The sequence below is a fragment of the Flavobacterium sp. I3-2 genome (genome assembly GCF_013389595.1).
Taxonomy (GTDB): domain Bacteria; phylum Bacteroidota; class Bacteroidia; order Flavobacteriales; family Flavobacteriaceae; genus Flavobacterium.
Genome location: NZ_CP058306.1, coordinates 2,510,247 through 2,529,020, shown reverse-complemented (window position 1 = coordinate 2,529,020; position 18,774 = coordinate 2,510,247). Strand labels below are relative to the sequence as shown.

Genomic DNA, 18,774 nt, shown 5'->3' with positions numbered 1-18,774 from the left:
CCTTGAAAAAACTATTTTTAGCTTATATATTTTTACTATTTAGTGGATATATTTCTTTATTCGCTCAGAATCAAACTCCTGTAAACAAAGGAAAAAAAATTGAAATTATTCATGCAGATTTTACAAATGCGGATCAAAACGAAATTCCAGGAGCAATTATTCTAACTGGAAACATCGAAGCTCAGCACGACAGTTTATATATTTATTGCAACAAAGCATATCTTTTTCAGGCTGAAAATTATATCAAACTGTTTGGGAATGTACATTTGATTCAAAATGATACACTTTCTTTAGATAGTAAATATGCAGAATATAACGGAAAAGACGGTGTTGCTTTTGCACAAGGAAACGTAGTTATGCGTTCTCCTGAATCTTCGTTGACTTCTGAAACTGTTTATTATGACAAAATAAATGGTGTTGCCTATTACAACAATCACGGAACTATTGTTAATAAACAAAATACGTTGAAAAGTAAAGTTGGAAAATATTTCACAACAGATCAACGTTATGAATTTAGAGAAAAAGTAGTTTTGACTAATCCTGAAAATGTTATTGAGACTGATCATTTAGATTTTTATGAAGTTTCTGGACATGCTTATTTATTTGGACCCTCAACAATTACAGGAAAAGAAGATTTTATTTATACTGAGAACGGTTTTTATGACACCCAAAATGATGTTGGTAAATTAATCAAAAATTCATACATCCTTCATGATGAAAAACGAATTGAAGGTGATGAAATTTATTATGATCAGAAAAAATCATATTCAAAATTAGTGAACAATGTAAAAGTTACTGATCCAAAAAACAAGATGATCATGACGAGTCATTTTGCTGAAGTTTTTCAAGATAAAGATTCTATTTACATTACAAAAAAACCACTTGTAAAAAGTTTAGTTGAAACCGATTCTGTTTATTTCTATGCAAAAAACATCATAATTACAGGACCTGATAAAGAACGACAAATTAGTGGTTTCAAAAATGCAAGAATGTTTAGAACACCCGATTTTAGTGCAAAAGGAGATTCTTTACATATGACTCAAAAGATTGGATTAACTGAATTATTTGGTAATCCAATTATATTTAAAGGCGAAAGTCAAATTACAGGAAAATTGATTCAAATTCTTAATAATCCTGAAACCGAAAAATTAGATTCATTAAAAGTTTTAACCGATGCGTTTGTAATTGAACGAGATACACTTGGCACAGGTTATAATCAAGCAAAAGGGATTAATCTGTACGGAAAGTTCAGAGATAATAAAATCTCTGAAATAGATTTAGTTCAAAACTCTGAAATGATTTATTATTTATACGATGAGGACGATGAATTAAGCGGAATAGACAAAGGCATTTGTAGTAAAATTCATTTAGAATTAGAAGATAATAAAATCACGTCTGCAACTCGATTCGTCAATCCTGAAGCTATGACTTATCCACCAGAAGAATTCCCAGAGAGCATTCGAAAACTCCGAGGTTTTAATTGGCGTGGTGATGAAAAAATAAATTCGGCTGAAGAAATTTTTCCTCCAGATGAGCTCGATGCAGAAATTGTAATTCAAGAAAAAGCCGAAGTTCAACAAGAAAATGCCGAAAAACCAATTGAGATACAAAAAGAAACTAAAAATTTCAAATCAAAAGGTAAAAAGAATATTATTAAAAAAGTTAAATAACAATGAAGCAAGATTTTTTTAAATATCAAGCTCAGACAACTTTATATCCGTTAGAAGTCGAAATATCTCACGCAAAAGGAAGTTATATATATAGCACCGATGGTAAAAAACATTTAGACTTTGTAGCTGGTGTTTCTGCTTGTACTTTAGGCCACAGTAATCCTAAGGTTTTAAATGCCATTACAGAGCAAATAAATAAATATATGCATGTTATGGTTTATGGAGAATATATCCAAAAACCTGCGGTGGAATTCTGTAAATTATTAGCAGAAAATTTACCGAGTTCATTAAATAAAACTTACTTAGTTAATTCAGGAACTGAAGCCGTTGAAGGTGCTATGAAACTTGCAAAACGAGTTACTGGTCGCAGTCAAATTATTTCGTGCGTTAACGCTTACCACGGAAATACGCAAGGCTCAATGAGTGTTTTAGGAAACGAAGAACGCAAAGGTGCTTTTCGTCCGTTGCTTCCGAATGTAGATTTTATTACATTTAATAACGAAGCTGATTTAGATAAAATTACAACAAAAACTGCCGGAATCATTTTAGAAACCATTCAAGGAAGTGCCGGATTTATTACGCCTAAAAATGATTTCTTAAAGAAAGTTCGTGCAAAATGTGACGAAACCGGAACTTTATTGATTCTAGATGAAATTCAACCTGGATTTGGTAGAACCGGAAAACTTTTCGGATTTCAAAACTACGATATGGTTCCTGATATTTTGGTTATGGGAAAAGGAATGGCTAGCGGAATGCCTGTTGGAGCTTTTACTGCTAACGAAAAACACATGGATTTGTTAGCTCACGATCCTAAATGTGGACATATTACAACTTTTGGAGGACATCCTGTAATTGCCGCAGCAAGTTTAACAACTTTAAAAGAATTGTTAGAAACCGATTTAATGGCGCAAACTTTAGTAAAAGAACAATTATTTCGTAAACATTTAATTCATCCATTAATAACCGATATTCATGGTTTAGGATTGATGTTGGCAGTTATGACTCCGTCTGATGAAATTACAAACCAGGTCATACTGAAATGTAAAGAAAAAGGATTGATTTTATTTTGGTTGATGTTTGAAGGAAAAGCGATTCGTATCACACCACCATTAACCATAAGTGAAGAAGAAATAAAATTAGGTTGCGATATGATTATCGAAGCTTTAAACGAAGTACAACAAGAATTATAATTGTTGATTATTTTGTTTATAAAACAATTTAAAATGCTAAGTCAAGCTATTGTTATTTTGTAAATTTAAAAAAAGCTAAAAGAGAAAATATGTTCATGAACGACGAAGACGAAAATCTAAATTTATCTTTATCTAGATTTGAATCCATGCTTAAAACTAATAAAGTGTTATTTTTTGATTCAGAAGAATTTGAAAATATCATCTTACATTATATGGATTCAGGTAAATTGAATTTAGCTAAAAAAGCTTTGAAATTAGCTTTAGAACAACATCCAAACTCAATCGGACTTAAATTAGTTCAGATAGAAATGCTTGTTTTTAATGATAGACTTGACGCTGCAGAAAAACTAATTCAAGAAATTTACAGAATAGATCCTAAAAATGAAGAAGCTTACATTCAACATGCAAGCATTTATTCAAAAAAAGGAGAACACAAAAAAGCCATTGATACACTGAATATCGCACTCGGATTAACGGATGATTTAGCTGACGTGTATTCTTTGATTGGAATGGAATATTTGTATATTGATGAATTAGAAAATGCTAAATATTATTTTATTAAATGTTTAGAAAATGACGATGAAGATCAAAGTGCTTTGTACAATATTGTGTATTGCTATGATTTTTTAGATCAGCCAACACAAGCGATAAAATTCTTAAATGAATTTATTGATCAACAACCTTATAGCGAAGTTGCTTGGCATCAAATTGGTCGCCAATATATGAATATAAAGGATTATCAAAAAGCTGTTCAAGCATTTGATTTTGCCACCATTATTGACGAACAATTTATTGGAGCTCATTTAGAAAAAGGTAAAGCTTACGAAAATTTAAAAGAATATAAAAAAGCTATCGAAAGTTACAATATTACGTTGGAAATCGATGATGCATCTTCATATGTTTTTCTAAGAATTGGAACTTGTTATGAAGCTTTAAATCAAAATCAAAAAGCTTTAAAATATTATTTAAAAACAGTTCACGAAGATCCACTTTTAGATAAAGGTTGGATTGCAATCACGGATTTTTATATCAAATTAGGTAACTTTCAGAAAGCCTTATTTTATGTCAACAAAGCAATTGCTATTGATGAACAAAATAAATTATATTGGAGAAGATTTGCTGTAATCAATAAAGAATTAAATTTCTTCGAAGAAGCTGTTCATGGATATTCAAAAGCAGTTGAATTAGGCGATTTGTTTTTAGACACCTGGTTATTTTGGGCAGACACTTTACAAATTTTAGGTGAATTTGAAGCAGCAATACAAAAACTTTTAGAAGCTTCTGAAATTCATAACGACGAGTTTGAAATTGAATATCGTTTAGCTGGTTTATATTTTATTGAAGAACAAAATGAAAAAGCATTTTATCACTTAACAAATGCTTTACATTTAAACTTTAAAAATCACACAATACTTGAAGAAAATTTTCCAAGTGTTTGGATAAATCCATTGGTACAAGAACATATTCAAAAACATAAAAACTAAATTAATGGTTATACAAAAAAAGTATAACCATTTCTAATTAAAATGAAAATATTTGGCTTAATAGGAAAAAACATCGATTATTCTTTTTCGAGAAATTATTTCAATACAAAATTCGAATCAGAAAAAATAAACGATTGTAATTATATAAATTTTGACATTCCTAAAATTGAAGATATCAAACTGGTTTTTGAAAAACAAAATCAAGGATACAATGTTACAATTCCATATAAAGAGTCAATAATTCCTTTTTTGGATAAACTGGATAACGATGCTCAAGAAATTGGAGCAGTAAACACCATCAAAATTCATACAGATGGAACCTTAGAAGGATTCAATACCGATTTTTATGGTTTTTATAAATCTTTGAAACCTCTTTTAAAAACACATCATAAAAAAGCTTTAATTTTAGGTACAGGTGGCGCAAGTAAAGCAGTTGCATTTGCTCTAAAAAAACTAAATATCGAATATCTTTTTGTGTCTAGAAATCCAAAGGTGAATGAAATTTCATATAACGAAATTTCAAAAAAAACATTTGAAGAAGCGACAATTATCATCAATACAACACCAATCGGAACTTTCCCAGATGTTGAAAACTCACCAGATATTCCCTACTCCTATTTTACGGAAAATCACATTGCCTATGATTTGATTTATAATCCAGGAGAAACTAAGTTCTTACAAAAAGCAAAAGAAAAAAAAGCAATCACAATAAACGGATTCGAAATGTTAGTATTTCAAGCTGAAAAGGCTTGGGAAATTTGGAATAGCTAAATTTTAATAAAAATTAACATAAATGAACTGTTTCCTTTGATAATAAAATTTGATTTATTATCTTTCAAAAAAATAATGTTAAACTTAAGCATTTAAACAATGTTAGAAGAAAGAAATGATAACCTGTTAAACACAGACGGAAGTGAAAACGAACAAAGTAATGTTCAAAATCTAGATGCCATTGAGTCAATCAATGAATCAAATGCTGAAGATCATGAAAATGAAGAAAGTATAGAACATGTAGATATTCCTACAAAAGATTACGAAACACTTTCGCTTGAAGAATTAGTTACTGAATTGGACAAATTAGTTACTAATTATAATGTTATGACGATTCGCGATCACGTTGAACAAATTAAAAAAGTATTTTCTAATAAATATTATATTTTCATTGAAGAAAAAAAACAAACTTTTCTTGATGAGAACGCTGAAAATACCATATTAGATTTCGAATACAATTCAGTTGTAAAAAATAATTTTGATGCTATTTTCAATACATATAGAAATAAGAAAAACAAGTATTTTCAATCTATTCAAGATAATTTAAAAAACAATTTAGCGAATCGAAAAGCTTTAATTGAAGAATTAAAAAACTTGATTGATAACACAGATAATATTTCAACAGCTTTAAAAGATGTTCAAAATATTAGAGAACGTTGGGGAAAAGCTGGTGCGATACCGCGAGATAATTACAACCATGTTTGGAATAATTATCATTTTTACATGGAACGTTTTTACGATCAATTACATTTAGATCGTGAAGCCCGCGATTGGGATTTCAAACAAAATCTTGAGAAAAAACAAAATTTAATTGAATCAGCTAAAAAATTATTAGAACAAAACGATATTCATAAAGCATTCAAAGAATTGCAAATTTATCACCGAATTTGGAAAGAACAAATTGGTCCAGTTTCAAAAGAACACAGAGATTTAATTTGGAATGAATTTAGTGATATAACCAAACAATTACATGACAAACGCGAAGCAATTTATGTAGAATTACGTTTAAAAGAAGAACAGAATTTAAACATAAAGGTTGAGTTTATAGCACAATTAAACGATTTAGCAAAAAACAACTCAAAATCGCACAATCAATGGCAGGATGCTATTGCTAAAGTTGAGGAATTAAGAGCTAAATTTTTCAAAACTGGAAAAGTGCCTACTGAACATAACGAGCAAACTTGGGATGCTTTTAAAGAAGCAACTCGCCTATTCAATGTTCAAAAAAATGCTTTTTATAAAGATATAAAACGTGACCAACAAGAAAACTTGAATCTAAAAATGGCATTGATTGAAAAAGCAAAATCATTAAATACAAGTAATGATTTTGATCGAGTAACGCCAATTATGAAACAAGTTCAAGAAGATTGGAAAAAAATTGGACACGTTCCAAAAAAATATTCTGACAAACTTTGGAAAGAGTTCAAAGAAGCATGTAATCATTATTTTGATCGTTTACATCAAGAAAGAAACAAAAACATTTCGGAAGAAATGGAAAATTTCGATAAGAAAAAAGCATATTTAGAAGATTTAAAAGATTTTCAATTGGTTGGAAATCACAAAACAGATTTAGATGCGATCAAACAACATATCGAAAATTGGAAAGCTATTGGTTCAGTTCCTCAAGTTCGAAGACATATTGAAGGCAAATTCAATAAGATTTTAGATGCTTTGTTTGACAAATTAAGCCTTTCTAAAAAGGAAACAGAATTGGTAAAATACAACAATCGTTTAGAGCAAATGGTTGAATCTGGTGATAAGCGAAAGTTGCAAAATGAAATTACATTTGTTCAACGTAAAATTGAGGAAATCACTTCTGAAATTTTCCAGCTTGAAAACAACATGCAGTTTATCTCAAATGCGAAATCAGACAATCCTTTTATTAAGGAAATAAACAAAAATATCGAAAAGCACAGAGATGAATTAAACATCTGGAAAGATAAATTGAATCAATTAAAAGAAATTTTATAAACACAAACCGGTTTTATGCCGGTTTTTTTTGCTGTATGAAAATATCAAACTTTATAAAAATATTTGTTTTATTAATACTTTTGAGTAGTTGTGTTTCTAAAAAAAACGCAACAGCTACCAAAAATACTTCTAGTTCAAATTATGTTTTAAAATCTAAGAAAAATAGTTTAGATGATTTTGCAAAATTTATGAATATTGAAAAAAAAGATTTAAAAAACGAAAAACTGTATTTTTATATTGACAATTGGTTAGGAACACCACATAAAATGGGTGGAACAACAAAATCTGGAATTGATTGTTCAGGATTTGTTAGTAACGTTTATACAGAAATTTATAACGAAAAACTTCCTCGCACTTCGCGAGAAATGGCTGATCAAATAAAATCAAAAAAACAAGACAAACTCAAAGAAGGAGATTTAGTTTTTTTTGCTTTTGGTGGTGGAAAAATTGATCATGTCGGAATTTATTTACATAACAATAGATTTGTGCATGTTTCTAGCAAAAAAGGAGTAATCATTTCAAATCTAGAAGAGAGTTGGTATTCGAAATACTTTGTTAAAAGCGGAAGTATTCTTTAAAATTTATTTTGTATATTTAGTCTTATTAAATAAATTTTAGATTAAAAAAATGAGATATATAAACATTTTTATCATTTTTATTTCGATAATATCACTTAACTCTTGTGCTACAGTTTTTAACAAAGATGAAAAAAAAATAACTGTAACATCTAAATATAAAGATGCGAAAATTATTTATAAGGATACGGTTCTAAACCTACCCACTCAAATTTCAGCAAAAAGAAAACGAGAAAATCTAAAATTAGAACTTATTACAGATTCAATAAAAACACCAATTGAGATTCCTTATTCACTTGATTCAAAATATAAATACGCTAATATTGGTGGATTATTATTTTCTCCAGTAGCTTATATTGTCGATTATTCTGGGAATAGAAAATTCAATTATCCATCAAAAATCGAATTAGATTTAAACAATAGTGAAATTAATTTAGCTTTAAAAAAACGAATAGAAAAAGACAGTTTAAGACAAACTAAATTTAAGAGAACAAAGGGAGATTTTATATTAAACATAAATTTACCTTCACCTCATTGGTTTAATATGGGAACTGAAAATAAGAATAGATATAAAGCTTCTGGTCTTCTTGGAACTGGATTAGGTTTAGATTATTATTATAGGGATAAAAAATTTTTAAATTTAGAATTTTCCGTAAAAACAAATGCATTCGATATTTTAATTTCTTCAATTAGTATTCAAGATAGATTTTATATTTATAGTTTAGTGTTTACTGATAATTATCGTTATAAATATTTTGAGTTTGGATACGGATTAAACACTTCTTTTAGTCATTTAAAAATTTATTCTAAAAATAAACAAATAGATTCATATTTATCACAAAATAGTAATCAATTTCATCTGGGTGTTTCTACTAGAGCATCTTATCAAATAATTGGAATATTAAATGTTGGTATTTTCTACAAACCAACATTTATAAAAATTACAGATTCAAAGACTCAAAATATTTTTGAATCTGTATATGGATTTGATTTACGATTTAAACTTAAATTATAAACAAAACGTAATTAAATTATGATTACCAAACGGTTCTGTCTAATAAAATTTGAACCAAAATTCATCAAATAAATCATTACCTGTAAATGGTTCATTCTCAATTAAGGTTTTTAAATCCTCAAAAGTTTCTATTCGGTAACCAAAGGTTTCACAAACTTCTCTGTTTTCTTCAAGTTTAGTAAAATCAGGAAACAACACAACAGAAATAATTTTGTTATTTGAATTACTATAAACATCAGATAAAACCCTAGAATATTTTTCTAACTGAGAAGCAGCAACGCTAGAATACCATTTATTTTCAATATTCAAAACATAATTTTCAATTTCATTTTTTTTGTTTAAAACTGTTATTTCTACTAATAAGTCAATATATCCAAGTTGCTTTTTGGTCTTGACACAGTCTATTTTACATGATCTAAACGCATCTTTAAAAAGTAAATACAGAAGAATTTGCTTGGCATAATTTTGAACTTTTTCATCAACCATTGCATACTGATCAACAGCACAACGCAAAGTCCAGCTCAAGAAAAAATCATGAATAGCTTCATATCCGTTATCTACTTTGTTTTCTTCATAATTAAAAAATTGGGGTAAAGAAATTGACATAATTGTTTTTTAGTTTTTGGTTAAGTTTTTTTTTGTGGTTTATAATTTTTAAAGAAAAGTTGCCTAATAATAAATCATTTGACAACTTTTCTTACTGTAATAAAAATGTGTAATAGATACAGTAAATGTAAAAGAAACAAAAAAAAAAGCATTAAGGGTTTACCCTGATGTTTAGTTAAATTTTCATTTATTAAATGTAAATTTAGTTAGTCTATCCAATCTTACAAAAAAATATAAAATAAACTAAACTTTATACAATTGACACTATTAATATCATATATCAAATTAAGACAGGATGTATCATAAAAAATCTATGATCTTCATGTCATAATTTTGCTTCCTTTAATATGGAGTTACAAAAATGCTGGTTGATTTTGAACCAATAAATCGGTGGCGTTTAAATGACGGGGCGTCCACGAAAAAATGATGTTCTTTTTCTTTTATCTGGGCAAACCATCCACTGCGTTCCTGACCGGGCTGTACGCACTCGCTTTTTACAAATTTACATTTGTAAAAGAGCTCAAACAAAGCTGCCATCCCTTTTGCACAAAAAAAACACAGACTTCTTTGAATGGAAGTCTGTGTTTTTTAATATCTATGGTTTAAAAACTTACAAAGTTTAATGTAAGCACGGATTGCACTCGAGGCTTTAACCGACTGAACAAAGTTAAATCCGCGCGATCGGGTCATATTCACAATTAAATTTAAATCTATTCATAAGGTTTTTCTAAAAATAAACTATACATTTTTTTATATGTTTCTAAAAGCTCACCTAATTTATATTTTTTATATTCTTCTGTGTCTTTCACTTGTTCGATTAACGGTTCTAAAATAAAAACTGGAATATGTCCTATTTTTTTTAAATCTTTATACATACATAAAAATTCAATTTCACAGAAAAACATAGAATACAACCTAAATAAATACTGGCTATCAATATGAAAGTTTTTATTAAAATGTATATTATCTAAAATATTTTTGAAAGACAAATGTATTTCATATACAAGTTTCAGATATGTATATTTTTTTTCTTGTATTAAATCATTATTAAAATGTTTTTCAGTATATAACATATCCTTACGTCTATACTCCAACTTCTCGTTTTTACTAAGAGAATTCCATCTTTCAATACTCTCAAGAAACCATAAAAAGGATTTTTCACCTCCAATTTCATTGAAATTATTTTTATTATATCCTGATAAAATATCATTTATGGTCATATCTATAATTCTTCTAAAATAAATAATTTAAATTTAATTGGAACTGCCCCATCTATTGCAACATCATCTAAATTTTCAATAAAGTTGGGATCAACTCCTTTTAATTTAAATTTACTTTTACTTTTAAATAAAATTTCCCACTCTGTTGCATCAGAAAATTTATCAATTTTTTTTCCATTTTTAGAAATAATTTCTATCATGGCTCCTTCTCCTGTTTTATCAAGATTGTTGAAATAAAACTCTAAGGCTTTTTCTCTTTCACTTGAAGTCGATATAAAATTGTTATACGAAACATCTTCTCCAATTTTTAATTTAGCTAATTTAGCTATTTCATCTTTACCAATTCCTCTATAATATGTACCAGGCGATGAAGGAATTTTGTCTAATGCTTGGTTTAATAATTTTTCTATTTCTAGAATATCATCCGCTTTACTATTAGCAATTAGAGCTTGATTAAATTTATAATATGATGTATTTGTATAAAATTTAAATACGGCTTCTTGCTCTAACGTTAATTCATTTAAAAATCTTCTTGGTGTTACTCCATTTTTTAAATCATTATAAATTTTCTTAAAATCATCGTTCTTTAAAAGTTTTACGATATCTATTTCAGAAATTGTATTAACAACACTCTTCCACCAATCTTTACCTAATTTGGTTTTGCTATAAGCTTTTAGCTCGGCTTCTACATCTAGTATTTTTTGCGCATCCTCTGAACCGTTTCTAGCCTCTGCAACTATTAAATTTTTTACAACAGGATTATCAGCCTCTTTAAAAAATCTTGCAACGATATTTTTACCAACACCTCCAGCTAGTGTAGTTATATTTACAATAGCTGTTACATTATTATATGTTTCAAGCGCTCCTTTTAGCTCTGGTTGTTCATTTAATGGACTATTTTTTATAGCTAAATTTGCACCAGCATTTACTTTACCCCATTTTTCAACAAAGGTGAACGTTTTCGCAATCCATTTTGGACCAGTAACTACTTTTGATATTGGTACTAGTAAAGTTACTACATCTAAAGTATTTTCAACATACGATTTTATATTATTATTTTCACCTTTACTACTTGCATAGTAAAGTAAAATTGCTGGCACAACCGATACTTCTTTGTCTACTCCTGGTAATCCTTCGATTAAATTAAAATCAGAATCGTTTGCAATTACTGTAACATCAAAAGGTTTAAGATATACAGGCTCTTGTCTTACAATCTTTTGAGTTGTTTCACATTCTTCATAACTACTATCTCCAAAACCTGATGTCCATTTACAATTTTGAGTTACTTCCCATACACCTTGAGAAATATATAATTTAGGACTGTTATATTGAAAATAAATATTAAATATTTTTTCATTATTTTTTGGTAATAGATAGCTATTTTGAACAACCGAGAAATTATCATAATCATTTACATTAACTCCATTATTTACGAGGTTTTTATTGGCACTATTAAACATAGTAACCAATGCTCCCATGAAATTGGCATAATTTTCTTTATCTTTCCAAAAATAAATTGAAACATCATCGATTTCAGCTATTAAATGCTTTAATAACTGGTTGTTATTTTGTTCTAATAATTTAAAAAAGGTCTGATAATTTTCAGAATCAATCGCTGTCATTAACCTCAGAATAGCTAATTCTGAAGCCTCTATTAACCTATCTTGAGAAGCTATTTTTGTAATTAAATCTTCTTTTTTATTATGATTTAGTTCTCTCAATGCACTTAAACAAACTTGATTTACAAGTTCTGCAACTTTTTCGCCATCCGTTTTTGTCAGAGCTGTTTCTAAAATAGCCAAACCTTGTGTTACATTTTCCAAAGAACAGGGTTGTCTATCCCTTGATAATATTTCTTGAGAAAAATTATTACTACACGACACATCTCTAACATCATAAGGCGATGGCAACCAACCTGTAAATGATGATGATTCTAATTTATTTTCTATTAATTCAGATGTGTTTGAAGCCTTCTCATTTTCAGATGTCCATTCAATTAAAGTATAATCATAGATACATTTATCATTATTTCTAGACTGATATACATTAACTTTATTATCTATTGTTACTTTAATTTTCTTAGTAGTAATAGTTACTTCTCCATTAACAAAAGCATCTTTACTTGTATTCCATTCATAAGTAATATTATCATACTTAATTGAATTAATTGTATAATTAGCAGAAATTAAATATGTAACACTAATTCTATCATTATTTAAGAAGAATTGGTCAAATATTTTTCCATTAGGAGTAATTCCTAAATGACCTAATGGATTATGTTCCCCATCACTCTGACTTTGGAACGCATATAATTTAAAGGCTGGGTCGTTTATTTGTTTCCAATCGGTAAACAAGAATTCAGTTGTTGGCGGATAATCCATTAAACTTTGAGTCGTTCCTTGGTTTACGCCTTTGTTTTTAAATTTATTAAACGGATGTTCTAACTTAAATGCGCCGTGAGCTAATTCGTGTGCAATGGTTGTTGCATTTTGGTCAAACACAAAACCAAATTGTCCGTTTAGTTTCATATAACCACTTTGCCCTGTACTTGAAGCTTTATCGGTTACAAAAACATAATAAGCTTGTTCAATTGTTCTATTCGGATGATTTTTAAATGCATCGATGATTGTGTTTTGCTCTTTACTGTAAGTTGATAAATCTCCAAAAGCATCTTCTGTGTCTATAACTTTTTTCTGAGTATCTTGTATTAAATCATTTATATCAAACTCATTAACTACAGAAACATCAACATCAATAGCTAATTGTTTGTAAATAGCTTTGATCTCCGCTTTCTTATCGTCAGAAATAGAAACGCCTTTTGTTGGAATTAAATTTAATTTCAACGTTTTTGGCGTAATGTGAACCATAGTAAACACACCGGCAATTTTGTATTTATCGCCTTGTTTTATGGTTGCTTGTACTTCTTCTAACGCAAATTTTTGTGCGCCTTTTAAGGTTAATACAAAATGGTCGCCTTCTTTTACTGCATCTACTTTTATTCCGTTTTGGGTTTTAAAGAAAATGCTGTCTGCCACAACATCGGTTCCTGTGATGGTTATTTTTGCCCAAAGTTTATCGGTCAAACCGTTTGGTACTGCTTTAAATGTAACAAAAGCATCATTCACTTTTTTGTAATCGCTTGTTAGCTCTTTGTTGTAAGCTATTGGGTCAAAAGCATATTGTGTATCGATATGTTTTTCAAAAACCACACGAACGCCTTCGGCTGTAAGTTCGGTTACTTCGCCGTTTTTGTTTACACCATCGGTGTTTTCTGGGGTTGGTTTTCCTCCGTTTGCAGTTTCTAATGGTCCAGAAACTTTACCATCTGCATCGACATAATAGTTTTTACCTTCACTATCGGTAATTACGGTGTCTTTTCCTCCAGGGAAGGTTTCGGTTTGTCCGTTTGGACCAGTAACTACAATGTCACCGCCATTATTTACAGTAATATCATTTGCGCTGTTAATTGGGAAATTTATAGTTTATGTCAATGAACGTGTGAAAATTTTAAAATAAAAAAAGCATCTTAAAACGTTATTTTAAAATGCTTTTTTGTGTTTTTTATAAATATAGTTTCTCCGTCGTCGTTCCGTCATCTCTCCGTCGAAAAGAGTTTTGTTTTTAGTTCTAAATAGTTTCTGTTTTTTCGGATAAATTATCTGGAATATCTGTTGCTTGAATGGTGATTTTGTCACCTGTTAAATCGCTATTGTTTGCCGTTGCAATATATACCCATTTTGTTCTTTGAAGTGTTGCATTGCCTTGTTCTACCAAACTACCATCTGCATTATTGATTATAACTTTGACAACTGCCACTTGAAAATCATCTATTGCGGTAACTACAATTGTATCGTTGATGTTACCATTATAATTACTCAGGTCGATTTCTTCAATTTTTGGTGCATTTAATAAATCTGCAACTGCAACGTTATAGGCACTAATGCCTTTTTCTGGTTTTGCTACTGCTGTATATAATGCTTTAGTAGTTTGGTCTTGTAAAGCTGTTTTTGCATAAATTACTGCTTGTTGAAATTTTGTAATTTGTTCTTTTTGCTTTTCAGAAGCTTCGCCTTTACGTTCTTTAGGTGCTTTTGACACTATGGTTTTTCCGTTTCGTTGGCTAAATACTAAGATGTCTCCAACTTTTCCACTCAAGCCGTGGGTTACGATATTATTTTTACTTTCTGCCATAATGGGTTGGTTTTTAAAATTATACAGAACTTAAATTACTCTTTTTCTTTAAAAACCAAACACTAATTTACATTATTTTAACAAAAAAAACACAGACTTCTTAAATTAGAAATCTGTGTTTTTTTTAATTTGAATGTATTGAAAAACCGCGTGGACAAGAAAGCTTTACTCTAAACTATAACTTACAAATTCTTCTCTTTTATCGTAGGGAATATCATAATGCAGAGATTTTAAGGTTAAAGTATTCCATGGTTTCCAAACATCTGAAAGCTCTGTGTGGGTTATTTTATAATGCTCTAAAATCCCTTCTACAAAATAATCTCTTAAAGGCATATTTAATTCTCTTTCGACCCCATCTTTGGCCAAGACTATCGTTTTGTTCTACGGCTTTTAAAAGTCTTCCACCCATAGCTTGATACTTAAATTTACCTTTTGGTGTAAGATCTACTCCAAGTCCACGAAACGGGTGTCCATTTAATGTATAATCAGAAAAAGTCATGGCGTTATCTCCGATATAAGCTTGAACCCATTTATATTTTGGACTTAAACTAAATCGATTAAAATCAAAAGGAACATTATAATCAAACAAACTTCCTTGATTAGTTAATGTATAACTAAAAGGCATGCTGAATGTCATATAACTAAGATTTACAGTACCTGTTAACATATAGGTAAAAGGATCTCTGTTTTGATCAGCATTCGAATTAAAAAACATGGCATTGGCATTAATTCCACCATTTACACGAAATTTTCGATCATTCATAACTGCTTCGAAATCGATATGCTGTGAAAAAACATTCAGACTTATCACAAAAAAGCCAAATAATAAAACTACCTTTCTCATCATTATTTCTGAACTTTTATATCGCAAACCATATAGGATTGATTGTTTCCAGCAGATACAAATTGCTTAATTTTAATAGCACCTTTTCTACCATCTTGAGTTTTGAATAAAACTATTCTCGGTAAATTATTTCCAAATTGTTGCTGACCAGCAATTGAATTTGGTATATTTAGATTTAGAAGTGGAGCTGCATTTGTGATTGCATCAAATTGCGCCTCACTAATATTTAAACCGCAATTACATATTTCTTGAGAATTTATAAATAAAGTTTGCGTTGCATTTGGAATTGAAGCAAAACCGTACTGATTGACTTCTGTTGGAGAAATAAATTTATTAAATGTAAAAGTGCTATTTTGCCCTTGAAAAGCAATATCAATTAATGGAGCAATAATACTTGTTATTTGATTGGCAGTAAAAGATTGTCGGAGTTTAGTTGAATAAAAAGCACCGAAAGTATTTGTATTATGTGCATAATTAATTCCTAATTTTACATTCTCTAAAATGTAAATACCAGAATCTGGAAAAATAGTAACTTGTTTTTGTAAAGTTTGGGAAGTTTTTCCGTTTGAAGCTATTAATGTGATTTGATATGTACCTGGTTGTGAATATATAACTTCAAGATTCTCGACTGTTGAACTTGATGGATTTCCTCCTTGAAAAGTCCATTGATAACTGATTGCATTTTCAGATTCGTTTTGAAAATGTAGTTTTACAGGTGCTTGATAATCGTAATCTTCCCAAGCTGTTTCCCATTCAAATGATGTAATTATATTTTCTCTGACAACAATAGAATCTTTTTTTACAAAAGATTCAAATCCATTAGAAACTGTTAATGAAACTAAATGTGCACCTGGATTTGGAAATATCACATTTTCAGGATTCTTTTCTGAAGAAGTATTAGGAATTCCGCCTTCGAATTCCCAAAGATAAGTTAAACCAACACCTTCTGTTTCGTTCGTAAATTTGACCTCAACTGGTGGATAATCACTTTGAATGATTTCTTTTCTAAAAACAATATTTATTGCATCTTTAATTTCTAACTGTTGTTCAAAAACATCAATTTCTCCATCAATATTGCTTACTGTAAGTTTGATTTTATAAGTCCCAGGTTGAGTGTAAAAAATATCTTTTGGATTTTTCTCTGTAGATGTTTCAGGAGTTCCACCTTCAAAAGTCCATTCATAAGTATCAGCTCCTTTAGAAAGGTTTTTTATTTCAATGTATACTGGAATTGACTCGTCTTGATTTAGAAACGAAGTGGTAAATTTTGCTTCAACAGGTATATAAGATTCTTGATAACAAGAATATAATAATAACGTAATTGCAAAAGATAGAATTGCAAATATTTTTTTCATTTTCGATAAGTGTTGGTTGGTTTGGTAAAGTATTTTTATTTCATATTTAAAAATTATTATGTTAAAAAAGTGTATTACTATAATGAATATAATTTCTTTTGTAATTACATCTTTCTAAATACGTGTTTTAATGCAACAACATTTCGGTCGTATTCTTCTTCTTGAGCTTTAGATAAAGGAGCTTGAATAATAAATTCAGAACTAGTTCCTTTCTTAATTTGATAAGCATATTCGAATTTACCATTTGGAGTTGAAACTGTTAAGGTTAATGTACTTCCAGATAAACTCCAAGTTTCGTGATTTACATTTCCAGAACATTGATTCGGATTTGTAGAAAAATCGTAATCTGTATTAAGAAGAACACCTTGTTCTCTAAAATCAAAAACGTCTAATGGACATTGTCCATTATCTTCAATATAAGTAGAAACAACATCATCGTTCATATCAATTGCTTCTTCACTGATATAATTCCATTTTCCAATTAATTGACTTGAATCTGAGAAACTACTATTCTCTTCATCCGAACACGATAGTAATGTTACTACTGAAGTTAAAACAAATACAAAAAAAAATCTTTTTCATTTAAATTAATCAATTAACTATATTTTTTTAACAAAATTAACATATTTTACAACATAAAAAAGCAAAAAAAATATTTTTTACTTTTAACAACTTTGCAAAACTATAAGAACAGTTTTACTTTGTACAAATTCATATTGAAGATTCTTAACTCAGCTAAAAGTACAAGTGTCTGTTTTTCTTTTGTAGAAAATGTTTTTTTAAATTTATTATTAGATTTATTTATTAGATTTCACATTTTCAAATAAAAAAACTGTCTGTAAAATAATTACGAGACAGCTTTATTATATTTAATTCGATGAATTGAAAATTATAGATGGTTTACGATTTAAGATTTTTTCTCGATATTGAGAAACCGTCATTTGGGTTAACCGTTTAAAAAAACGTAAAAAATTACTTATATCACTAAAATTAAAATAATTCGAAATTTCTTTAATAGATAAAGTTATGCTTTCTAATTTGTACTTGATTTGATGCAAGCATTTCAAATCTAAATAGTTTTTAACGCTAACTCCATAAGTTGATAAACAAAGTTTATTTAAAACACTATATTCCACACCAATCTTATCGCAATAATATTTTACACTTCGATTGTTTTTTACATTATCAACGATACTTTCATTAAACAATTTAAGAATTTTTTCTGCAAAAGTTTCTGATTTTGTATGATTGCATTTTGGAATACTACTATTAAAAATTGAAATTGATAATAACAATATTTGCTGTATTGTATTTTGCGTTAAAAGATGATTAAAGCTAGTTCGTTCATTCAACTGTAGATTAAAAAGTAACTCTAAATAATGATTGATAATTAATGTATGTTTCTCTTTTAATGATATTTTATTAAACATTTTTTCGGAATCAAATAATTTAGAACTCTTAATCATCATATTAATATCATAATTTTTGTCTATACAAGAATCTTTGAATTGAACAAAAGACAATTGAAAATCATCCATTGAACTTATTATCAAAGAAACATTCCGATTTATAAACAGACATTGATTTTTTTTCAATAAAATATTCAAACCATTAAACGTAATCTTAACTAAACCACTTTCAACTCTCAAAACTTTATACACATCGTTTTGTTCCATTGAAAACTTTGAAGCAAAATCATGGTTACTTATTGTTCCAGCAGAAAATCCTAAAAAATCATCTACAACGATTGAATTTATCATAATCTTTGACTTTTAAAATTGTTAAATTATTTGATATTAAAAGTTTTCTTCTAATAAAAAAATGTAAATAATCTTTCGTAGCTATAGCTAATCCAGATTTTTTAAATCCTTTTTATTATTGA

Annotated in this window: 15 protein-coding genes; 7 read left to right on the top strand and 8 right to left on the bottom strand. The window is 28.7% G+C overall.

Annotated features, from left to right (window positions below; all coding sequences use genetic code 11):
* Positions 1-2 precede the first annotated feature (2 nt).
* The 7 genes from HW119_RS12025 (at position 3) to HW119_RS11995 (ending at position 8,676) form a co-directional block, all read left to right on the top strand.
* Complete coding sequence (locus HW119_RS12025; RefSeq protein ID WP_177764727.1) at positions 3-1,670, top strand: OstA-like protein; 1,668 nt, start codon at positions 3-5, stop codon at positions 1,668-1,670.
* Positions 1,671-1,672: 2 nt separating this feature from the next.
* Positions 1,673-2,860: an aspartate aminotransferase family protein gene (locus tag HW119_RS12020; RefSeq protein ID WP_177764725.1), complete on the top strand. Its 1,188-nt coding sequence runs from the start codon at positions 1,673-1,675 to the stop codon at positions 2,858-2,860.
* 89 nt (positions 2,861-2,949) lie between these two features.
* A complete protein-coding gene (locus HW119_RS12015; RefSeq protein WP_177764723.1) occupies positions 2,950-4,344 on the top strand; it encodes a tetratricopeptide repeat protein in 1,395 nt (464 codons plus the stop codon).
* A gap of 42 nt (positions 4,345-4,386) precedes the next feature.
* Complete coding sequence (locus tag HW119_RS12010) at positions 4,387-5,115, top strand: shikimate dehydrogenase family protein (RefSeq protein WP_177764721.1); 729 nt, start codon at positions 4,387-4,389, stop codon at positions 5,113-5,115.
* Positions 5,116-5,214: 99 nt separating this feature from the next.
* Positions 5,215-7,086, top strand: coding sequence for a DUF349 domain-containing protein (locus HW119_RS12005; protein WP_177764719.1), 1,872 nt, complete (start codon positions 5,215-5,217; stop codon positions 7,084-7,086).
* Between the two features lie 35 nt (positions 7,087-7,121).
* Positions 7,122-7,664 (top strand): C40 family peptidase, encoded by a 543-nt coding sequence (locus tag HW119_RS12000; protein WP_177764717.1) that lies wholly within the window; start codon positions 7,122-7,124, stop codon positions 7,662-7,664.
* Between the two features lie 49 nt (positions 7,665-7,713).
* Positions 7,714-8,676: a hypothetical protein gene (locus HW119_RS11995; protein WP_177764715.1), complete on the top strand. Its 963-nt coding sequence runs from the start codon at positions 7,714-7,716 to the stop codon at positions 8,674-8,676.
* 39 nt (positions 8,677-8,715) lie between these two features.
* Here HW119_RS11995 and HW119_RS11990 read toward each other — a convergent pair whose 3' ends face one another.
* The 8 genes from HW119_RS11990 to HW119_RS11955 form a co-directional block, all read right to left on the bottom strand.
* Positions 8,716-9,282, bottom strand: a complete 567-nt coding sequence (locus HW119_RS11990; RefSeq protein ID WP_177764713.1) for a PD-(D/E)XK nuclease family protein — start codon at positions 9,280-9,282, stop codon at positions 8,716-8,718.
* A gap of 710 nt (positions 9,283-9,992) precedes the next feature.
* Positions 9,993-10,502: a hypothetical protein gene (locus HW119_RS11985; RefSeq protein ID WP_177764711.1), complete on the bottom strand. Its 510-nt coding sequence runs from the start codon at positions 10,500-10,502 to the stop codon at positions 9,993-9,995.
* A 2-nt stretch (positions 10,503-10,504) separates the two neighbouring features.
* Positions 10,505-13,711 (bottom strand): ADP-ribosyltransferase, encoded by a 3,207-nt coding sequence (locus HW119_RS11980; RefSeq protein ID WP_177764709.1) that lies wholly within the window; start codon positions 13,709-13,711, stop codon positions 10,505-10,507.
* A 418-nt stretch (positions 13,712-14,129) separates the two neighbouring features.
* Entirely contained in the window at positions 14,130-14,693 is a 564-nt protein-coding gene (locus HW119_RS11975) for a hypothetical protein (protein ID WP_177764707.1), read from the bottom strand.
* 286 nt (positions 14,694-14,979) lie between these two features.
* Positions 14,980-15,540, bottom strand: a complete 561-nt coding sequence (locus HW119_RS11970; RefSeq protein WP_177764705.1) for a hypothetical protein — start codon at positions 15,538-15,540, stop codon at positions 14,980-14,982.
* A complete protein-coding gene (locus tag HW119_RS11965) occupies positions 15,540-16,892 on the bottom strand; it encodes a PKD domain-containing protein (RefSeq protein WP_177764703.1) in 1,353 nt (450 codons plus the stop codon). The genes HW119_RS11970 and HW119_RS11965 overlap by 1 nt, the downstream gene beginning before the upstream one ends.
* A 104-nt stretch (positions 16,893-16,996) precedes the next feature.
* Positions 16,997-17,335, bottom strand: a complete 339-nt coding sequence (locus HW119_RS11960) for a hypothetical protein (RefSeq protein ID WP_177764701.1) — start codon at positions 17,333-17,335, stop codon at positions 16,997-16,999.
* A 426-nt stretch (positions 17,336-17,761) separates the two neighbouring features.
* A complete protein-coding gene (locus HW119_RS11955) occupies positions 17,762-18,652 on the bottom strand; it encodes a helix-turn-helix domain-containing protein (protein ID WP_177764699.1) in 891 nt (296 codons plus the stop codon).
* Positions 18,653-18,774 lie beyond the last annotated feature (122 nt).

What these genes read in the sequence shown, in the direction of transcription:
- HW119_RS11965 (WP_177764703.1), bottom strand. Translation starts at nt 16,892, where the DNA reads ATGAAAAAAATATTTGCAATTCTATCTTTTGCAATTACGTTATTATTA.
- HW119_RS11995 (WP_177764715.1), top strand. Translation starts at nt 7,714, where the DNA reads ATGAGATATATAAACATTTTTATCATTTTTATTTCGATAATATCACTT.
- HW119_RS11975 (WP_177764707.1), bottom strand. Translation starts at nt 14,693, where the DNA reads ATGGCAGAAAGTAAAAATAATATCGTAACCCACGGCTTGAGTGGAAAA.
- HW119_RS11955 (WP_177764699.1), bottom strand. Translation starts at nt 18,652, where the DNA reads ATGATAAATTCAATCGTTGTAGATGATTTTTTAGGATTTTCTGCTGGA.
- HW119_RS12020 (WP_177764725.1), top strand. Translation starts at nt 1,673, where the DNA reads ATGAAGCAAGATTTTTTTAAATATCAAGCTCAGACAACTTTATATCCG.
- HW119_RS11960 (WP_177764701.1), bottom strand. Translation starts at nt 17,335, where the DNA reads ATGAACGATGATGTTGTTTCTACTTATATTGAAGATAATGGACAATGT.
- HW119_RS11985 (WP_177764711.1), bottom strand. Translation starts at nt 10,502, where the DNA reads ATGACCATAAATGATATTTTATCAGGATATAATAAAAATAATTTCAAT.
- HW119_RS11990 (WP_177764713.1), bottom strand. Translation starts at nt 9,282, where the DNA reads ATGTCAATTTCTTTACCCCAATTTTTTAATTATGAAGAAAACAAAGTA.
- HW119_RS12005 (WP_177764719.1), top strand. Translation starts at nt 5,215, where the DNA reads ATGTTAGAAGAAAGAAATGATAACCTGTTAAACACAGACGGAAGTGAA.
- HW119_RS12000 (WP_177764717.1), top strand. Translation starts at nt 7,122, where the DNA reads ATGAAAATATCAAACTTTATAAAAATATTTGTTTTATTAATACTTTTG.
- HW119_RS12010 (WP_177764721.1), top strand. Translation starts at nt 4,387, where the DNA reads ATGAAAATATTTGGCTTAATAGGAAAAAACATCGATTATTCTTTTTCG.
- HW119_RS11970 (WP_177764705.1), bottom strand. Translation starts at nt 15,540, where the DNA reads ATGATGAGAAAGGTAGTTTTATTATTTGGCTTTTTTGTGATAAGTCTG.
- HW119_RS12015 (WP_177764723.1), top strand. Translation starts at nt 2,950, where the DNA reads ATGTTCATGAACGACGAAGACGAAAATCTAAATTTATCTTTATCTAGA.